Annotated in this window: 13 protein-coding genes, 4 tRNA genes and 1 pseudogene; 7 read left to right on the plus strand and 11 right to left on the minus strand. The window is 59.2% G+C overall.

The genetic code is table 11. The features are described 5' to 3' along the window. Positions 1 to 106: 106 nt before the first annotated feature. Complete coding sequence (locus tag BFP92_RS26010) at positions 107 to 646, minus strand: TetR/AcrR family transcriptional regulator (protein WP_065931713.1); 540 nt, start codon at positions 644 to 646, stop codon at positions 107 to 109. 91 nt (positions 647 to 737) lie between these two features. Between BFP92_RS26010 and BFP92_RS26015 the strand changes: the two genes are divergently transcribed. From BFP92_RS26015 to BFP92_RS26025, 3 genes are all read left to right on the plus strand, one after another. Continuing rightward, complete coding sequence (locus BFP92_RS26015; protein WP_065931714.1) at positions 738 to 1928, plus strand: MFS transporter; 1191 nt, start codon at positions 738 to 740, stop codon at positions 1926 to 1928. A 109-nt stretch (positions 1929 to 2037) separates the two neighbouring features. Continuing rightward, entirely contained in the window at positions 2038 to 3201 is a 1164-nt protein-coding gene (locus BFP92_RS26020) for a TDT family transporter (protein WP_065931759.1), read from the plus strand. A 65-nt stretch (positions 3202 to 3266) separates the two neighbouring features. Next, positions 3267 to 5141 (plus strand): MFS transporter, encoded by a 1875-nt coding sequence (locus BFP92_RS26025; RefSeq protein WP_065931715.1) that lies wholly within the window; start codon positions 3267 to 3269, stop codon positions 5139 to 5141. Positions 5142 to 5248: 107 nt separating this feature from the next. Here BFP92_RS26025 and sugE read toward each other — a convergent pair whose 3' ends face one another. From sugE to rdgC, 3 genes are all read right to left on the minus strand, one after another. Further along, positions 5249 to 5563 (minus strand): quaternary ammonium compound efflux SMR transporter SugE, encoded by a 315-nt coding sequence (gene sugE / locus BFP92_RS26030; protein ID WP_016970241.1) that lies wholly within the window; start codon positions 5561 to 5563, stop codon positions 5249 to 5251. A gap of 106 nt (positions 5564 to 5669) precedes the next feature. After that, a complete protein-coding gene (locus tag BFP92_RS26035; RefSeq protein WP_065931716.1) occupies positions 5670 to 6635 on the minus strand; it encodes a bile acid:sodium symporter family protein in 966 nt (321 codons plus the stop codon). Positions 6636 to 6808: 173 nt separating this feature from the next. After that, the gene (rdgC, locus tag BFP92_RS26040) at positions 6809 to 7729 is read right to left on the minus strand and encodes a recombination-associated protein RdgC (protein ID WP_065931717.1); all 921 of its coding nucleotides are present in this window, start codon (positions 7727 to 7729) and stop codon (positions 6809 to 6811) included. A gap of 159 nt (positions 7730 to 7888) precedes the next feature. On the opposite strand from rdgC, the gene BFP92_RS26045 reads away from it, so the two are divergent. After that, positions 7889 to 7964: transfer RNA gene (locus BFP92_RS26045), tRNA-Val, on the plus strand. 19 nt (positions 7965 to 7983) lie between these two features. Next, a tRNA-Asp gene (locus tag BFP92_RS26050) sits at positions 7984 to 8060 on the plus strand. Between the two features lie 142 nt (positions 8061 to 8202). Here the strand turns inward: BFP92_RS26050 and BFP92_RS26055 are convergent. The 3 genes from BFP92_RS26055 to BFP92_RS26065 form a co-directional block, all read right to left on the minus strand. Continuing rightward, positions 8203 to 10635 (minus strand): TonB-dependent siderophore receptor, encoded by a 2433-nt coding sequence (locus tag BFP92_RS26055; RefSeq protein ID WP_065931718.1) that lies wholly within the window; start codon positions 10633 to 10635, stop codon positions 8203 to 8205. 78 nt (positions 10636 to 10713) lie between these two features. Beyond that, positions 10714 to 11697 (minus strand): FecR family protein, encoded by a 984-nt coding sequence (locus BFP92_RS26060; protein WP_065931719.1) that lies wholly within the window; start codon positions 11695 to 11697, stop codon positions 10714 to 10716. 7 nt (positions 11698 to 11704) lie between these two features. Beyond that, entirely contained in the window at positions 11705 to 12223 is a 519-nt protein-coding gene (locus tag BFP92_RS26065; protein ID WP_065931720.1) for a sigma-70 family RNA polymerase sigma factor, read from the minus strand. Positions 12224 to 12423: 200 nt separating this feature from the next. Here BFP92_RS26065 and BFP92_RS26070 point away from each other — a divergent pair. Both BFP92_RS26070 and BFP92_RS26075 read left to right on the plus strand, forming a co-directional pair. After that, positions 12424 to 12499 (plus strand) — tRNA-Val (locus BFP92_RS26070). Between the two features lie 19 nt (positions 12500 to 12518). Continuing rightward, positions 12519 to 12595: transfer RNA gene (locus BFP92_RS26075), tRNA-Asp, on the plus strand. Positions 12596 to 12746: 151 nt separating this feature from the next. Here BFP92_RS26075 and BFP92_RS26080 read toward each other — a convergent pair. From BFP92_RS26080 to BFP92_RS26090, 4 genes and pseudogenes are all read right to left on the minus strand, one after another. Continuing rightward, complete coding sequence (locus BFP92_RS26080; RefSeq protein WP_065931721.1) at positions 12747 to 14078, minus strand: M10 family metallopeptidase C-terminal domain-containing protein; 1332 nt, start codon at positions 14076 to 14078, stop codon at positions 12747 to 12749. Between the two features lie 274 nt (positions 14079 to 14352). Next, positions 14353 to 14508, minus strand: a pseudogene (locus tag BFP92_RS32370) (winged helix-turn-helix domain-containing protein); the annotation flags it as partial. 383 nt (positions 14509 to 14891) lie between these two features. Beyond that, a complete protein-coding gene (locus BFP92_RS26085; RefSeq protein WP_065931722.1) occupies positions 14892 to 16055 on the minus strand; it encodes a catalase family protein in 1164 nt (387 codons plus the stop codon). Then, a complete protein-coding gene (locus BFP92_RS26090; protein ID WP_065931723.1) occupies positions 16052 to 17863 on the minus strand; it encodes a di-heme-cytochrome C peroxidase in 1812 nt (603 codons plus the stop codon). The genes BFP92_RS26085 and BFP92_RS26090 overlap by 4 nt, the downstream gene beginning before the upstream one ends. Positions 17864 to 17995: the final 132 nt, after the last annotated feature.

Below are 17995 nucleotides of genomic sequence, written 5' to 3' on the forward strand. Positions count from 1 at the left end.
GGGAGCGGGCTTGCTCGCGAATACGCTAGGCCAGTCGACTGATTTGTTGACTGACACACCGCCTTCGCGAGCAAGCCCGCTCCCACATTTGGTTTTTGCAGAGGTTTTAACCTTTAAGTGCCAGCTCGATCAGTCCATGCAGCTCTTGCACCGTCAGCGGTTCGGTCGAAAACAAAATGCGAAACACCGTCGGCGCCGCCAGCAGGTTGATCAAATGGTCCACGCTCGGCGGCGTACTCTGTGGGTAACGATCGATAATCGTCTGAAACTGCCCACTCAGAATGCTCACGCAATAACCCGGTGTGATCATGCTCTGCAGGTCACGCATCATGTTGCGCCCTGGCTCCGAACTCATTTCATCCAGGTATTGCTCGGCCCAAGCGAGCAGATCACCGCGCAGGCTGCCGGTATTCGCCGGCTCGCTGTCGGGGCGCATGCGGGCCAGGGCCACATCGGCCAACAGCACCGATAAGTCGCCCCAGCGCCGGTAGATGGTCGAGGGCGTGACACCCGCGCGCGTTGCAATCATCGGCACGGTAACGCTGGAGCGCTCATGCACTTCGAGCAGTTCACGCACCGCCGAATGCACTGATTCCTGGACCCGGGCACTGCGGCCTCCCGGGCGAAGGCCTTCTTTTATCGCCATGCGTAAAACCTTAACACAAAGAATTTGCTTTAAGCGCTCGCCGGTAGCACACTGCGCAAAAGCAAAGTATTAGCTTTAGCGGAGTGTGCCCATGTCTCGCGTTATTTCTCAACGGTCCAGCCTCACGTTCCTGGTGATCACGGTGCTGACCTTCCTCGCCGCGTCCAGCGCGCCGACGCCGCTGTATCAGGTGTATCAGGAAAACCTGCATTTCTCCGCGACAATGCTCACGGTGATTTTCGGCGTGTACGCCGTCAGCCTGCTGGCGGCGTTGCTGACCGTGGGTTCGTTGTCGGATCACTTGGGGCGCAAGCCGGTGATTTTCGTCGCATTGCTGCTCAATATTGTGGCGATGCTGCTGTTTATCAACGCCGACAGCACCGCGCACCTGATTGCCGCCCGTGCGCTGCAAGGGTTCGCCACCGGCATGGCCACGGCAGTGCTGAGTGCGACCTTGCTCGACACTGACCGCGTGCGCGGCCCGATGCTTAATAGCCTGGCGCCCCTGTTGGGCATGGCCAGTGGCGGGCTGGGCAGTGGTCTATTGGTGGAGTTCGCGCCGCGTCCTACCCAATTGATCTACTTCACGCTGCTGGGATTGATGGTGTTGCAGGCGGCGTATGTGTGGCGTCTGGCGGAAACCGTCAGCCGTATTCCGGGCGCCTTGAAATCGCTGGCGCCGACCCTGCATGTGCCGCAGCAAGCGCGCCGCGCCCTCTGGCTGGTGATGCCGCTGAATGTGGCGGTGTGGGCGCTGGGCGGGTTCTTCTCATCCCTGGCGCCGTCGCTGGTCAAGGCTGCCACCGGTTCCACGTCGCACCTGATCGGCGGCGGCCTGGTAGCCGTCGTGACCTTGAGTGGCGCGGTGATGATCTACAGCGTGCGCGAGCGTGCGGCCGATAAAATCATGCGGCTGTCGGCAGGGCTGTTGGCCGTGGGCGTCGCGCTGCTGCTGGTGGCCGTCCACATGGGTATTTTGTGGCTGTTCTTTGTCGCCAGTGTGATTGCAGGTTTGGGTTTTGGCGGCGGCTTCATGGGCAGTGTGCGCAGTATCGTCGGGCTGGCGTTGCCCCACGAACGGGCCGGTTTGATGTCGGCGTTCTATGTCTTGAGCTACTTGGCGTTCTGCTTGCCGGCGCTGTTGGCGGGTTACCTGTGTCAGGTTTATGGCCTTATCGTCACCACTGAAGGCTATGGTGCTGCGCTGATGGTGCTGGCCCTGAGTGCCTTGGTCGGTTTGGTTGTGCAGGACTCGGTGCGGGCCAAGGCGGCGCTAGAGTGACGCCGTATATTGGCAAAGTAGATAACAGATAGAGATATTACCCGTTATATAGATATTCGATCAGGTTCTATGATGGCTTCAACCTCATGCGAGGAAGAGGATGACCATCATGACCTGCTCGACTATTCCCAGCTGCAAAGCCCCAAGCTACAAACCCTTGAGCCACCTGACCCGCCCACGGGAAGTGATTCGCCAGTTCACTCCCAACTGGTTCGCCGCGACCATGGGCACCGGCGTGCTGGCTCTGGCCTTGGCGCAACTACCATTCAGCCTGCCTGGTTTGCACGTCATTGCCGAAGGGCTGTGGCTGTTCACCATTGGCCTGTTTGTGCTGTTCAGCCTGTTGTACGCGGCACGCTGGGTGATGTTTTTCCACGAAGCGCGACGCATCTTCGGGCATTCCACCGTCTCGATGTTCTTCGGCACCATTCCCATGGGGCTGGCGACGATTCTCAACGGTTTGCTGCTGTTTGGCCTGCCGCGCTGGGGCAGCGAAGTGATCCCGCTGGCAGAAGCCTTATGGTGGCTGGACGTGGCGATGGCCCTGGCCTGCGGCGTGCTCATCCCGTTCATGATGTTCACTCGCCAGGAACACAGCATCGACCAGATGACCGCCGTCTGGCTGTTGCCGGTGGTGGCCGCCGAAGTCGCCGCCGCCAGCGGTGGCTTGCTGGCGCCGCACCTGGCCGACGCCCATGCGCAACTGGTGATGCTGGTGACCAGCTACGTGCTGTGGGCGTTTTCCCTGCCGGTGGCGTTCAGCATCCTGACCATCCTGATGTTGCGCATGGCCCTGCATAAACTGCCGCCTGCCAATATGGCCGCGTCGAGCTGGCTGGCCCTTGGCCCCATCGGCACCGGTGCGCTGGGCATGTTGTTGTTGGGCGGTGACGCACCGGCGATCTTCGCCGCCAATGGGTTGCCGGGTGTGGGCGAAATGGCCAATGGCCTGGGCGTGGTGGCCGGCATCACCCTGTGGGGCTTCGGTTTGTGGTGGATGCTGATTGCGGTGCTGATCACCCTGCGTTACCTGCGCGCCGGCATCCCGTTCAACCTCGGCTGGTGGGGGTTTACCTTCCCGCTGGGGGTGTACGCGTTGGCCACCCTGAAGCTGGCGAACCTGCTGCACCTGAGCTTTTTCAGCGTCTTTGGCAGCGTGCTGGTGCTGGCATTGACGCTGATGTGGCTGATCGTGGCCAAGCGCACCGTGCAGGGCGCCTATAAAGGTGAGCTTTTTGTTTCGCCATGCATTGCAGGACTAGCGAATAAGTAAGCGCGATTAGGTAAAGTCGTGGCCTGAGAAACTACACGCCTTCAGGCCACGCAGGAACACGGACGATGAGCCACCCCTCACAATTCACCTTGCTGCGCACACGGCGCTTTCTGCCGTTTTTCATCACCCAGTTACTGGGCGCGTTCAACGACAACATCTTCAAGCAATCGCTGATCCTGGCGATTCTCTACAAGCTCACCATTGAGGGCGACCGCTCCATCTGGGTCAACCTGTGCGCCTTGCTGTTTATCCTGCCGTTCTTCCTGTTCTCGGCGCTGGCCGGGCAGTTTGGCGAGAAATTCAACAAGGACGCGCTGATCCGCGCGATCAAGATCGGCGAGATCGTGATCATGGCCGTGGGCGCCACGGGCTTTCTGTTCAACCACCTGGAGCTGATGCTGCTGGCGCTGTTTGCCATGGGCACGCATTCGGCGCTGTTCGGCCCGGTGAAGTACTCGATCATGCCCCAGGCGCTGCACGACGATGAGCTGGTGGGCGGCAACGGGCTGGTGGAAATGGGCACGTTCCTGGCGATCCTGGCCGGCACCATCGGCGCCGGGATCATCATGTCGTCGAGCAACTACGCGCCCTTGGTGGCGGTGGCGATTGTCGGCGTGGCGGTGCTCGGCTACCTGGCCAGTCGCAGCATTCCGCGGGCGGCGGCGTCCACGCCCGAGCTGCGCCTGAACTGGAATATCTTCAGCGAATCCTGGGCAACCTTGCGCCTGGGCCTGGGGCAGACGCCGGCGGTGTCGCGCTCGATTGTCGGCAACTCGTGGTTCTGGTTTGTCGGCGCGATCTACCTGACGCAGATCCCGGCCTACGCCAAGGAATGGTTGTACGGCGATGAAACCGTGGTGACGCTGATCCTCACGGTGTTTTCGGTGGGTATCGCCGTCGGTTCGATGCTCTGCGAAAAGCTCTCGGGCCGTAAGGTCGAGATCGGCCTGGTGCCGTTTGGCTCGTTTGGCCTGACGGTGTTCGGCCTGCTGCTGTGGTGGCACTCCGGCGGTTTCCCGCAGTCACCCCAGGAACATAGCTGGCTGGCGGTGCTCAGCTACGGTCAGGCGTGGTGGGTGTTGTTCGATATCCTTGGCCTGGGTGTATTCGGTGGTTTCTATATCGTGCCGCTCTACGCGCTGATCCAGTCGCGCACGGCCGAAAACGAGCGCGCGCGAGTCATCGCGGCCAACAATATTCTCAACGCGTTGTTCATGGTGGTCTCGGCCATCGTCTCGATCCTGCTGCTGAGCGTGGCCAAGCTGTCGATCCCCGAGTTGTTCCTGGTGGTGTCGCTGCTCAATATTGCGGTCAACACCTACATCTTCAAAATCGTCCCCGAGTTCACCATGCGTTTCATGATCTGGCTGCTCAGCCATTCCATGTACCGCGTGGAGCATCGCAACCTTGAGCTGATTCCGGATGAAGGCGCGGCGCTGCTGGTGTGCAACCATGTGTCGTTTGTCGATGCATTGTTGATTGGCGGCGCGGTACGTCGGCCAATTCGCTTTGTGATGTACTACAAGATCTACCGTTTGCCGGTGCTGAACTTTATCTTCCGCACGGCCGGGGCGATTCCGATTGCCGGGCGCCATGAAGATATCCAGATCTACGAAAAGGCCTTCACACGGATTGCCCAGTACCTGAAGGACGGGGAGTTGGTGTGCATCTTCCCTGAAGGCAAACTGACCGCCGATGGCGAGATGAATGAGTTCCGTGGCGGGCTGACGCGGATTCTGGAGGAGACGCCGGTGCCGGTGATTCCGATGGCGTTGCAGGGGTTGTGGGGGAGCTTTTTCAGTCGTGATCCGAACAAGGGGATCTTTCATCGGATCTGGTCGCGGGTGGTGTTGGTGGCCGGTGAGCCGGTTGCACTGGAGGCCGCGACGCCTGAGCAGTTGCAGGCGCGGGTAGGGGTGTTGCGCGGGAGTGTCAGGTAGTTAGTTGCTGGCCGTAAGGGCCTCGTCGCAGGCAAGCCGGCTCCCACCTTTGAACGGTGAATACAGTCCAATGTGGGAGCTGGCTTGCCTGCGATAACGGTAGTGGCCTAAGTGCTGATCTTGAGCCCAACCAACCCGCAAATAATCAACGCCACACTCGCCAGCCGAAACAACGCCATGGACTCGCCAAACAGGATAATCCCGGCGATCACCGTGCCCACTGCACCCACACCGGTCCAGATGGCATAGGCGGTGCCCAGCGGCAGCTCCTTCATGGCCAGGCCCAACAGGCCGAGGCTGATGGCCATGGCGGCAATCGTCAGGGCAGTCGGCAGCGGCTTGCTGAAGCCATCGGTGTACTTCAGGCCCACCGCCCAGCCGACCTCGAACAGCCCGGCAAAAAACAGAATGATCCAGGACATGTTGATCTCCCCTTTATAGCTGGGGTCGTCCCCGGATTAAGCGCTTGAGAGCGTCGCGAGGTCGTCCCCGCGAAGCTCGGTAGAGTGCCGAAAATTGATCGGGCGATCAAGTTTGTGGCGTGTTCTCCAGGGCGCGGCGGTCCTCTTTTTCGCTCATACGGCGAAAGTACGTCGACAGCAATGCCCCGGAAATATTGTGCCACACGCTGAACAGCGCGCTCGGCACCGCCGCCAACGGCGAAAAGTGCGCACTGGCCAGTGCGGCGCCCAGCCCGGAGTTCTGCATGCCCACTTCCAGGGCCAGGGATTTACGCTGCGCCAACGGCAGTTTGAACAGGCGGCCGGTGAAGTAGCCGAGCAGATAACCGAAGCTGTTGTGCAGCATCACCACGGCCATGATCAACAGGCCGGATTCGGCGATCTTCGCCTGGCTCGCCGCAACCACCGCCGCGACGATGATCACGATGCTCACCACCGACACCAGCGGCAGCACGTCTACCGCATGGCGGACGCGCTCACCCAGCACGCGCTGCGCCACCACGCCCAGCACGATCGGCAGCAACACCACTTGCAGGATCGACCAGAACAACTCCATGAACGACACCGGCAGCCAGGCCGAGGCCAGCAGCCAGATCAACGCCGGCGTCAGCAGCGGGGCGAGGAGGGTGGTGACGGCGGCGATGGCCACCGACAGCGCCAGGTCACCGCGTGCCAGCCAGGTCATGACGTTGGATGAAGTGCCGCTTGGGCAGCACCCGACCAGGATCACGCCGACGGCGATTTCCGGCGGCAGGTGGAACGCCTGGCACAGCAGCCAGGCCACGCCCGGCATGATTACAAAATGCGCAACCACGCCGAGGGCCACGCGCCAGGGATGGCGGGCGACTTCGGCGAAGTCTTCCAGTTTCAAGGTCAGCCCCATGCCGAACATCACCAGGCCCAGCAGCGGCACGATGGCGCCCTTGAGACCAATGAACCAGCCGGGCTCAAGGAAGGCGAGCACCGCGAAAATCAACACCCAGTAGGCGAAGGTATTGCCGACGAAGCGGCTCAAGGCGGCGAGTGCACGCATGGGGGGATGTCCTTGTTATTAGTTAAGTTCGGTAGCGCTAAAGTCTGCTTGGAAACCCAATCAAATGTGGGAGCGGGCTTGCTCGCGAATGCGGTGTGTCAGTCAATATATCGGGTGACTGATCCACCGCATTCGCGAGCAAGCCCGCTCCCACATTTTGATCTTCACATGGCTTAGATGCCTTGTGGAGTCTCTTCGCCGCCGAGCGCTTCAACCAACGCCGGCAGGAACTCGCCAAACGTCAGCATCATCAGGGTAAAGCTGGCATCCAGTTGGCCCAATGCCTCGTCACCGCCGTCCTGTTCAGCCTGGTCTTGCAACAGGTCTTCGAACTTCAGGCGCTTGACGGTCATTTTGTCGTCGAGCATGAAGGACAACTTGTCCTGCCAGGCCAGGGACAATTGCGTCACGACTTTGCCGGTGGTCAGGTGCAGTTGGATCTCTTCGCCGGTCAGGTCCTGGCGCTTGCAGCGCACGATGCCGCCGTCTTCGTGGGTGTCGCGCAGTTCGCATTCGTCGAGGACGAAGAAGTCATCGGCCGGCTTCTGCGTGGTGACCCAGTCGGTCATGATCGCCGTGGGTGCGGTTTTAACCGTCAGCGGGCGTACCGGCAGGGTGGCGATCACTTCACGCAGGGTCGACAGCAGGTCTTCGGCGCGCTTGGGGCTGGCCGAGTTGACCAGGATCAGGCCCTGTTTCGGCGCAATGGCGGCGAAAGTCGACGAGCGACGGATAAAGGCACGCGGCAGGAAGGCCTGGATGATTTCATCCTTGATCTGGTCGCGTTCCTTCTTATAGACCTTGCGCATTTGCTCGGCCTCGATCTCTTCGACTTTCTCTTTCAGCGCGTCACGCACCACGCTGCCCGGCAGGATGCGTTCTTCCTTGCGCGCAGCGATCAGCAGGAAGTCACCGCTGATATGCACCAGGGGAGCGTCTTCACCTTTACCAAAAGGCGCGACGAAACCGTAAGTGGTCAACTCCTGGCTTGCACACGGGCGCGCCAGTTTGGTGGCCATGGCCGCTTCCAACGCCTCGGCATCAACAGGCAGATCTTGGGTCAGGCGATAGATAAGCAGGTTCTTGAACCACATGGGGTGAGTCTCTCCTTTATACAAAGGGGGGCATTATTCTCTTGATCCGGGCTGAGGCCAACCCTGCCTAAGCCATTGGAAGGGCTGAAAAAAAAGATTTAAGAAAGTGCTTGCCAGACTTAGGGTCGCTCCGTAGAATGCGCGCCACACCGAAGCGAAGGGTGATTAGCTCAGCTGGGAGAGCGTCTGCCTTACAAGCAGAATGTCGGCGGTTCGATCCCGTCATCACCCACCATTCGTTTCAAGTGTTACGCGCAGCGGTAGTTCAGTCGGTTAGAATACCGGCCTGTCACGCCGGGGGTCGCGGGTTCGAGTCCCGTCCGCTGCGCCATATTCGGTCACCTGGAACACTGAACGCCAGGTCACCACAGAAAGCCCGCTCATTGAGCGGGCTTTTTGCTGTCCGGGGTTTGTAAAACCGAAAAAACGCCGCCGATCATTTCCGATGATCGGCGGCGTTTTTTATGGGACGATCAGAAATCCCAACGCGTTGTCACCATCACGTTGCGCGGCTCACCATACGCGGCGGAGTTATAGAAACCGATATTGGTGTAGTAGGACTTGTCGAAGATATTGTTGAGGTTCAGCGTCGCCGACAGGTTCTTGGTGACCTGGTAGCGGGTCATCAGGTCCACCAGCCAATAAGCGTCCTGGGAGAACTCTTCATAACCCTTGTGCGGGTTGTTGTAGATATCCTGCCAGCCCACGCTTTGCCAGCGCACGCCGCCGCCGACGGTGAGCTTGTCCAGGTTGCCCTTGAGTTTATAGGTGGTGTACAGCTTGACCTGGTCCTCGGGCTCGAAGGTGGAGATCTTCACGTCCTTGTCATCGCGCACGACCTTGTGGGTGTACCCTGCCTGCAACTGCCAGCCTGGCGCAATCTCGCCGGACACTTCCACTTCGTAGCCCTTGGTCACCGCCTTGCTGCTTTTATAAGCGTAGTTGGACGGTATCGGCGTCTGGTTGTTGTACTCGTCGTCGGAGAGCGCACGGTTGGATTCGTGGATTTCAAAGTAGGCGGCGCTGGCGTTCAGGCGGCCGTCGAGGAAGTCGGCTTTGAGGCCAAATTCCCAGTTCTGGCCCTCGTCCGGTTCAAGCAGCTTGTTCTCGCGGTCGCGGTTGTAGTTTTCCTGGGGCATGAAAATATCGGTGTAGCTGGCGTAGACCGAGTAGGTGTGGTTCAAGTCATAAATGGCGCCCACATACGGCACGAAACGCCCGGACTCGCGGTAGCTCGGGTTATTGCCGGTGACCTGGTAGTTGACCACGCGCCCGCCCAGCAGCAGCTTGAGGTCGTCGGCGAGGTTCAAGCGCGTGGTGACATAGGCGCCGGTCTGGCGCACGGTGTCGTCGATCAGTGATTGCGCGCTGCCCCAATCCGGGATCGTGGCGTGGCCGCGCCAGTGGTTGAAGTCGACGGTATTGGTGGCCAGGTTCCAGTAACCCTTGCCTTTCCACTGCGATGCGCTGATGGAGCCGCCCAGTACCAACTCATGCTCGCGCCCGCCGAGGCTGAACGGGCCGCTCACATACAGGTCGGCCGAGTCGCTGACGGTGTCACCGGTGTATTTGCCGGAGGTGAGGTTGGCCGTGCCGTCGGGCTGTGGCTGGTCGCCCTGGATCGAGCCCATCAGCGCGTGGTAGCCGTTGATCTTGTGATCGAGTTGCAGCTTGCCGACCCAGCCATTACCCAGGTCGTGTTCAAGCATGGCGAACACGGTGCGGGTGTATTGCTCCCAACTGCTCCAGTTGGCGGCGTTGTTGAACGAGCGCTTGACGCTGTTGCGTTCGCCCTGAGAGTTGATCAGCGGAAAGCTGCCGGACCACGACGAGGCGGTCGGCAACGTGTCCTGATAGTCGCCGCCCACGGTCAGCAAGGTGTCGGGTGACAGGTCGAACTCCATGATGCCGTAGTACGTCGGGCTCTTGCGCGAGTAGCGGTCCATGAACGAGCGCTTGTCTTGATAGGCCGCGACGGCTCGGCCGCGCACATTGCCGTTGTCGGTCATCGGGCCGCTCACGTCCAGTTCGCTGCGGTAGTTGTCCCACGAGCCGGCACCGAGGGTGGCGTGGCCCTGGAAATCGGCGGTGGGTTTTTTGCGCACCAGGTTGATCGTCGCACCCAGTGAGCCGGCGCCGGTGAGCAGGCCGGTGGCGCCTTTGAGCACTTCTACGCGGTCGTAGATCGCCATGTCGCTGAGGGTGTTGCCCGCCGAGTAGGCGACGTTGCGCGCGGTCGAAGGAATGCCGTCGTACTGGAAGTTATTGATGGAAAAGCCGCGCGCGTAATAGTTGCTGCGCTCGGTGTCGAAGGCCGACACGGTGATGCCTGGAGTATGGCGCATCACGTCGTCGACGTTGTTCAGGCCGAAGTCATCCATGTGTTGGCGGGTGACCACGCTCACCGATTGCGGGGTCTGTTTGGGCGTCAGTATCAACCGCGTCGAGGTGGCGATCGTACCGGGCGTGTAGGAACCGGTGCCTTCGGTGACGTTACCCAGTTGGGTGGCAGTCACCTCGGTGGGGCCTAGCTCCATGGTGTCGCTGCTGGCCGTCGCAATGGCCTGCAGCGCGTACCCTTGGGCAACCTTAACGGCACGATAGCCACTGCCTTGCAGCAATCGGTCAAAGCCGTCCTGGGTGGCAAAGTTGCCCTTCAACCCGGGGCTTTGCAGGCCTTCGAGTGCCTGGGGCTGGAACACAATCGCCACGGAGGTTTGCTGGGCAAAGCGGTTGAGCGAAGTGCCCAGCGGCCCGGCGGGAATGTCGTAGGCTTGGGCGGCGACGTTGACGGTGTCCGCCTGTGCCAGGTGAGTACTCAGGGTGGGCGCGGCAAATATCGCCAGGGAAAGCGGCGCGCTTTTCAGCAGGCCAAAACGCCCGCGTGGGTCAGAAGGGGTGTGCATGGTCAGGGCAATCCTTTACGTGTCGAATTACCTTGCTTGACGGGCAACCCCGAAAAAACCGGAAGCAAATGCGAATAATTATTTATTGGGCGCTGGTTCAGGGCTCACGACCATCAGCCAGGCGGTGTAGTGGCGAACCTTGATCGGCAGGGTCTGCGCCAGCAATTGCAGGGCTTGATCGCTGTCATCCAGCGGAACGACTGCCGACACCCGCAGGTTTTGCAGGCTGGCGCGATCAAATTGCAGATAGCCGGCTCGATGGCGGGCGATTTCATCCAGTACTTCGGGCAACGGCCGGTTTTCCACCACCAACTGATGACGGCGCCAGGCTTCGTTGACGCTGGCCGGGTCGATGCGGCCGCTCAGGCGCACTGCGTTCGAACTCATCAGCGCCTGCGAGCCGGCGTCCACTTCCACGGTCTCCTGGGCATTCGTGCTGTGCGCCGCCACGCGCGACTGCAACATGCTCAGTACGGTCACGTCACCCTCACGCTTGACCACAAACCGCGTGCCTAGGGCACGCAGCGTGCCTTGCGGAGTCTGCACGATAAAGGGCCGTGCGCTGTCATGAGCCACTTCCACCAGGATCTCGCCTTGCAGCAGTTCAATCCGGCGCTGCTGTTGATCGAAATGCAGGTTCGCCGCGCTGATGCCGTTCAGGGTGAGTGTCGAGCCGTCCGCCAGTTGCAGGGTTTGCCACTGCCCGGGGCCGTTACGCACATCGGCCATCCACCGTTGTGGATAAGGGCTGACGAGCAGCGCCGCCGCAGGAATCGCCAGGCTGCACGCGAGCAGCAGGGCGCGTACCGCGTTTTTGCCGCGCCGCGGTTTTGGTTGAGCAAATGCTGCGTTGAGTGCCGCCCGCGCCGGTGATTTCTCCGCACGCAACGCCTGCATTCGGGTAATCACGGCCTCCATACGCGCAGCGGCTGCGGCGTATTGCGGGCCTTGTTGCTTCCAGCGCTCGAACGCCATGCGCTGGGCTTCGCTCAAGTCCCCTTCGTGCAGGCGCAGCAGCCATTGAGCGGCTTGTTCTTCGATCTGTTGGTGGGTGTCAGGCATGCGCGGGTCAGGTGTCCATGCTATGGCTGCAATGCACCAGTGCCTGGATCAGGTATTTGCGTACGGTGCGTTCCGACAGCTTGAGCTGGCGGGCGATTTGTTGTTGGGTCAGCTCTTCCAGGTAATACAGCACAAATGCCTGGCGCGAGTAGTCGTGCATGCCTTCCAGAATAAACGCGATGTGCTCAAGGGCTTCCAGGGTAGTGTGGATTTGCTCCGGCGACTGAAACCCTTCCAACGCGTCTACCGTGAGCGCCAACTCTTGCAGGTAAGCCTGCTCAATCTGCTTACGCCGCGCCTGATCGATCAGCAGGCGTCGAGCCGTTGTACTTAAATAAGCACGCGGTTCACGAATGCTTGCCACGGATTCGCGGGTATTGAGGATTCGCGCAAACGTGTCCTGCGCCAGATCGGCTGCGTTTTGGCGGCAACCGAGTTTGCGCCGCAACCAACTGAGCAGCCAGCCGTGATGCTCACTGTAGAGCAGGGTTATTTCCCGTTGGAATGGCGGTTCACCCACAGACATTGGCGCGGCTCAGGTGTTATTGAGAATGGTTTTTAATTGTGCCGCCAAGCAGCGTATAAACGCAATAGACTCGCATTTGGGGGCTTGAGGCCCCGTTTTTCGGGGCGCGGAGGGCACCAGAGAAATTATTTTAAATAAATTGCATTTAAATCAAGACATTGCAGATTTTTGGTGTATTATGCCGCCCACACCGAAGCGAAGGGTGATTAGCTCAGCTGGGAGAGCGTCTGCCTTACAAGCAGAATGTCGGCGGTTCGATCCCGTCATCACCCACCATTCGTTTCAAGTGTTACGCGCAGCGGTAGTTCAGTCGGTTAGAATACCGGCCTGTCACGCCGGGGGTCGCGGGTTCGAGTCCCGTCCGCTGCGCCATATTTGGTCACCTGGAACACTGAACGCCAGGTCACCGCAAGAAGCCCGCTCATTGAGCGGGCTTTTTTTTGCCAAAAATTAAGTTAGCTCTCCAGCCTTCCTGATGGCTACGCTAGTGACACAGCATTATCTGCAGGTGTTCTACCGATTGTTATTTCTTTGTAATGATATCGCTCATTTGAACGCCATCCGCACGCACTTTGAAATCAGGTTCTGAAGGATCTGCGGGATTGTAGACGCTCCAGTACCTTACATAGGATGCTCCATCCGCTGCCTTTTGAATATCTAAGTGGGGGGTTCCGCCAGTAAATGTTCCATTGTAAAGTTTTTGGGAAAATTCACTGATATCTATTTTGTCCGTACCGCTTTTAAAGTGATGGAGGATATCGGTATCTCGGGGCGTAGAGTCCCATGAGTTGTTAAAAACAACCGTATTTTGGCCACTGCCTAAAATAATTGAATTGGTGACGGTGCTCGCAATAATCTTGTTGGTGCCCGAACCTGTTGCAACGTCTTCAATGTGCGTACCGCGGGTAATGGCGACGTTATTCGTGAACCCGCCAATGCTGGAGAAAGTGCCGTGATTCAAGTTGATGTGTTGATCGTGTGTATCTTTATCTGCCAGCAGCGTTTCGTGACCGTCCCCGCTGGCTATCGTAAATGTGACGGCCGTATCACTTTGAGTAATAAAGTTTGCATCGTATTCTGTTTCCAGTGATTTGTCTCGGCTCTCACTATTAGCGCCGTACCTTAGTTGTAGTGCGGCCATATCATGCAGTTGGGCTCGCGTTACGTAATTGCCCTGAAAGTCGTGACCTGTTGCTGTTTCCGGCACAGAACTGAGAAGGCTGTAACCTTGAGAGTCTGTAGGGTTTGCAGGTTTATTGCTCTTATCGTCAGGATTCGGATGAGGCAAGCCCCGTGCATGCAGCAGAGCGTGAGCAAGCGCGTGGCCGCCGCGATTACGGCCGTTGGCCTTTAAATTGCGCGCATCGCCCCTGACATAGGCCTCAGCAGGTTCGTCCGGCTTATCTGGGTTATGTGGAGCGGAAGTGTTTTCCGGAAAGTTGACCTGAACCAGGTTTCTGCCGTTCGATGGGACCGGCGCGAAGTTACCAAAATTTATAGTGCCGTCAGGTTTTTCCAGTGTGCCTTTGTCATGGAATACCAAATTTGTTTCGTGGCTGATATCGATCATTTGATCAATAAGTTCCTGTTTCTGCTCGGCGCTCAGTTGTGAGTGGCCGGTGAGTCCCAGCTTTTTGAAGTAGCTGCCCGGGCCTGCAGAAAAGTCCACTTCGATATCTATTTTTCCGTTCCCGTCCTTGTCTATCCAGCGTGAAGATCGTGTGGCCAAATTATCGACACCGCTCCAGTAAGTATCAGCGGCAGGGCGCGTGTCGGGGTCAATGTGCGGGCTTGGTAGATTTTCCGTCGGAGTAACGGTCGGGGGCATCATTGGAACAGGAGGGTTAATGTTCATAATAATCACCTGGCAGCGAGCGGTATAGAATGGTTCGGTTGAACACAGCCAGTCTATGAAAAGGGTTTAGCGTTTTGGAAGATTCGAACCATTAGGAGATATTTCTTTGCGGTAGCGCCTGTTAGTGCAGTAGGCTCTATAAGTGGATTTGCTGATTTGGGAAAATTCCTATATCTAACGCGCGTGAGTTTAAGTTGGCCGGTCAAATAGAGCGTGTACTTTTGTCAGTGACTTTTAGTGATGCTTTGGATTGGGGCAGCGCTGAATATCCGTTCACTCCCATCAACCGATACCCCACCTGCAACTCGATAATAAAATGCTGCGGCTGCGCCGGGGCCGCCTCCAGTTTTTGCCGTAAGTGCGCCATGTGCACGCGCAAATAATGCGGGCGGTCGATGTAATCCAGCCCCCACACCTCCAGCAATAGCTGTGCGAATGAGGGCGTAGCCCAAGTAAGCGAACAGCTCCCCGGCACAAATGACGGGAGATCCCCAGAAAGTCTGGGGTTCGGCTGATTTCGATGCTCAGCTTATTTGGCTTTTTTTTTCTTTTCGCTGCGGGTGGCGAGGTGTTCGAAACAAAACGCGGCGGTGCCGAAGAGCGCAATCATTGACAGGACGACCATGCCCAAAGTTGAACTTTCCACGATGACTTCCTACGGTTTTTGGAGGTAGGAAGTGACGGTAGAGTTTGGGGCTTAGTTGTTCAATAGAGGCGACGTAATCGTTATGGGGAACTTCGGATTTATACGGATTTTTTATGGCCGGCTTGAAGTCGATCGTTCCCGCGCAGAGCGTGAGAACGATCATCACCTCACAAATTGCGGCTATGCCGATAATCGCTGACCGCCTCATACACCGCCTTGCGCAACCGGTTAATCCCGCCAATCGGCCGATGCGCCTCAAGCCCGAACCACGGGTTGAACGACTGATTATCACAGGCAAGATTCAACGCCGGCGTATCAAAATCCTGCGCAGGAATCCGTACTTTGGCCACGGTCTCATACGCCGCATCACTTTCTTTCCATTCGATACTGGTGTCTTCGATCGGCATGAACTTCTGCGGGTTCTGCCGCTGAATCTGCAACACGAAACACGCGGGCACGCGGTCGGTGGACAGCTGCTGGTTCAGCGCACTGCGCAGAAAGTTCGGCAGGTCCTGATTCTGCTTGGGCAGCACATACTCAGGGCAACTCTGTGGGTCAGGCGCTACACGAAACTTGGCATTTGCCGAGCCAAATTTGTAGGGTGAAACTGAAAAATACGTCGTTTGCGTCGGGCTCGCGGGTGCGGGCGCCAGGGTGGCCAGGGCGATAAACAGGTGACGCACTTGCCAACTGCGCGGGTCGGCCTTGGGGAAGAACGCCAGCACCTTTTTGCCGTCAGCCTGGGCGCCGATGTTCTGCGCGTATTCGGCCACATCACTGACAAAAAAGTTCGGGTGGCTGAACATCACGAAGTCTTGTTCGGTGCGCGTTTGTTGGTCGGCCATCAACTGTTTGCCCGGCACATCCAGCAGTTTGATCGCCATGCCCCGCGCATCGCGGATGCTGTCGAACTGCGGGTAGGCGTTGCCGTTGGACAAGCGCATCTGCGCCTGCCAGGTCTTGCCAGGTTCGGCGAACACGCCTTGGCGCAGCGCCGGGTCGAGGTCCGCCAGCACACTGACTTCGGCCTTGACACAGCCGTGGGCCTTGGCATGCGCGTCACGCAGGTAGCGCGTGCCTTCGCGATGCTGATCGACGATGCGCACCGCAGTCTGGATGATGCCTTGGGTCATGGCTGCTTCATCGGGCGGGATCTGTTCATCCGGCGACACCGGGCCGTTGTGTTGCCAGGCGAACCAGGCCGTGGCGGTCAGCCAGCCCAACAGCCCCAAACCCAGCAGCCACAGCAGGGTTTTACCGAGGAAGGCGCCCAGGCGCAGCCAGAGGCGTGCGAGCAGCGAACGTTGGTTGTATTGAGATCGGATAATCATGGCAGTGTTTGCTCCAGCGGGCCGCCCAGCACTTTTAGGTATTCCAGCAGCGCCCAGCGTTCCTGCGGCAGCAGGCCACGGCCGATCACGCCGTTGCCACGCTTGCCATCACGGAATTCGTGACCGCTGTTGTGGTTGCCGGTGATTTTTGTATCGAACAAAAATGCGTTGTTGAACGCAGCCGTTTCAAAGCCCAGATGACGCGGGTCGTAATTGAACGTGCCTTTGTAGAAGGTGGTGCTGCGTTCGTCCTGGGGCGAGAGCAATTGGTAGATCGTCGGCACCGAGCCGTTGTGCAGGAACGGTGGCGTTGCCCACACACCGGCCAGCGGCCGGGCCTTGTAGGCGCGTAATTCACGCACGCCGATGGGCAGGCCGAAACCGTCCAGGCCGGGGCGCTCGGCCGGGGTCACACCGGCGGCGCGGTAGGCGTGTGCTTCGACGAAGGCGGTGACGTAGGCCAGGCCCTGGGCCACGGAGAGGTTGTGCAGGTCCAGCGGTGCGGTGGGCGTTGGGTGCAGCTCGACATTGAGCCTGGCCAGTTCGGCAGGGTCCCACTGCAGGGCGCTGAGGTCATAGCGTTGCTCGGCGATATTGTTGGCGGTGCCGGGGTCGGTGCCGATGTAATCCACGGGCAGCATTTTCAGTTGCTGCACCGGGCGGCCGTTTTCCTGGGTGACGGCAGGCACATGGCAGCCGGCGCAGTTCTCGGCGAACAGCGCACGGCCTTGGGCGGCGAGGGGCTTGTCGATGGCGCCGAACAAGTCTTGCGGCCAGGTCGGCGGCTTGAGGCGTTGCAGGGTTTCTTCGATCCGGTTGAGGTCGCGCACGCGCACGCTGGAAGGGTAGCGGGCATCGCCCTGAAGGGGTTGGCCGGCTGCGTCGAAAAAGTCCAGGGTCGCACCCACGCCCAAGGCCTCGCCGATGTTACGTGCCATGGGCTGCTGGGCCGAGCCGTTCCATTGCACCCAGTCGAAGGTCCAGATATCCCACAGGTGCGGGTAGTCCACCGGCGCATTGGCGACCCGGTAGTTGGACGGCGAGATGGCGTCGCCAAAGCTGGCGTTGGCGATACGGCCAAACGCGTCCGTGCGGCCCGGACCTTCTTCGGTAGGGTAGAGGCCGCGGTGTGTGTCGTTCCAGGCGATTTTGAGGAACTGATTCAGCGACTGTTTGAAGTCCTGACGCAGTTGTTGCTTGCTGTGGTCGTCATAGTCGTGGCCGAGCACGTTGTGGGCGAAGCGATCGAACTTCCAGGGCAAGTAGTAGGTGGCGGCAAGGCTGGCCACCAAGGCCTGGCCAAAACTGCCACCGCGCAAGGTCGGTACGCTGGACGGCAGCACATGCTGGGCCGAGCCACCGTCGATGCGCAGCGCCTGGTTTTTGAAGTGCAGCTCGCCGGTGTGGCAGGCGGCGCAGGTGATGTCCAGGTATTGCACCTCGCTGTCGGCGTTCTGGTGCCGGGCGAAGCCTACGGGCAGGTTGCCGGGGTTTTGTGCGCTGGGCACTTGCTTGGGATCGACCAGAAAACCGAAGCGTGCGAGGTAGTCGGGCGTGGCAAAACGCTGGTCCGAAAACGGCAGTTCGAGGGCGGTGAACCAGTCGTAATGCAGGCCTTTTACTTGGGTGCCCTGGGGCGTGAAGTAGTAGGTCTGGCGATCGGCCTCGCTCCATTGTTCCTGATAGTGCACCTGCTCCACGGGCACGTAATCCGGCAGCTTGGGGTTGAGGGTGTAATAGAGCACCACGGCCAGCAGCAGGCCCAGGGCGAGCAGTATCAGGAGTAAAACACGGGGAAAAATGCGCAAGATGGCTATCCTTGTCTCGGCCTTGTCGAGTTGTAGGGTTCTTATGCCATTGCATCACGGGTGCGGCAAGTGGCCAGCAGCCTGGTTGCGAATGGTCCCGCGATCCTTCGCGGGCCCCTATAATGAATGAAA

The organism is Pseudomonas sp. 58 R 3, from assembly GCF_900006605.1.
In the GTDB taxonomy this organism is placed as follows: Bacteria; Pseudomonadota; Gammaproteobacteria; order Pseudomonadales; family Pseudomonadaceae; genus Aquipseudomonas; species Aquipseudomonas salomonii.

Bases quoted from the DNA above. Each gene is read 5' to 3' on its own strand.
- BFP92_RS26010 (WP_065931713.1), bottom strand. From the start codon at position 646: ATGGCGATAAAAGAAGGCCTTCGCCCGGGAGGCCGCAGTGCCCGGGTC.
- BFP92_RS26015 (WP_065931714.1), top strand. From the start codon at position 738: ATGTCTCGCGTTATTTCTCAACGGTCCAGCCTCACGTTCCTGGTGATC.
- BFP92_RS26020 (WP_065931759.1), top strand. From the start codon at position 2,038: ATGACCTGCTCGACTATTCCCAGCTGCAAAGCCCCAAGCTACAAACCC.
- BFP92_RS26025 (WP_065931715.1), top strand. From the start codon at position 3,267: ATGAGCCACCCCTCACAATTCACCTTGCTGCGCACACGGCGCTTTCTG.
- sugE (WP_016970241.1), bottom strand. From the start codon at position 5,563: ATGTCCTGGATCATTCTGTTTTTTGCCGGGCTGTTCGAGGTCGGCTGG.
- BFP92_RS26035 (WP_065931716.1), bottom strand. From the start codon at position 6,635: ATGCGTGCACTCGCCGCCTTGAGCCGCTTCGTCGGCAATACCTTCGCC.
- rdgC (WP_065931717.1), bottom strand. From the start codon at position 7,729: ATGTGGTTCAAGAACCTGCTTATCTATCGCCTGACCCAAGATCTGCCT.
- BFP92_RS26055 (WP_065931718.1), bottom strand. From the start codon at position 10,635: ATGCACACCCCTTCTGACCCACGCGGGCGTTTTGGCCTGCTGAAAAGC.
- BFP92_RS26060 (WP_065931719.1), bottom strand. From the start codon at position 11,697: ATGCCTGACACCCACCAACAGATCGAAGAACAAGCCGCTCAATGGCTG.
- BFP92_RS26065 (WP_065931720.1), bottom strand. From the start codon at position 12,223: ATGTCTGTGGGTGAACCGCCATTCCAACGGGAAATAACCCTGCTCTAC.
- BFP92_RS26080 (WP_065931721.1), bottom strand. From the start codon at position 14,078: ATGAACATTAACCCTCCTGTTCCAATGATGCCCCCGACCGTTACTCCG.
- BFP92_RS26085 (WP_065931722.1), bottom strand. From the start codon at position 16,055: ATGATTATCCGATCTCAATACAACCAACGTTCGCTGCTCGCACGCCTC.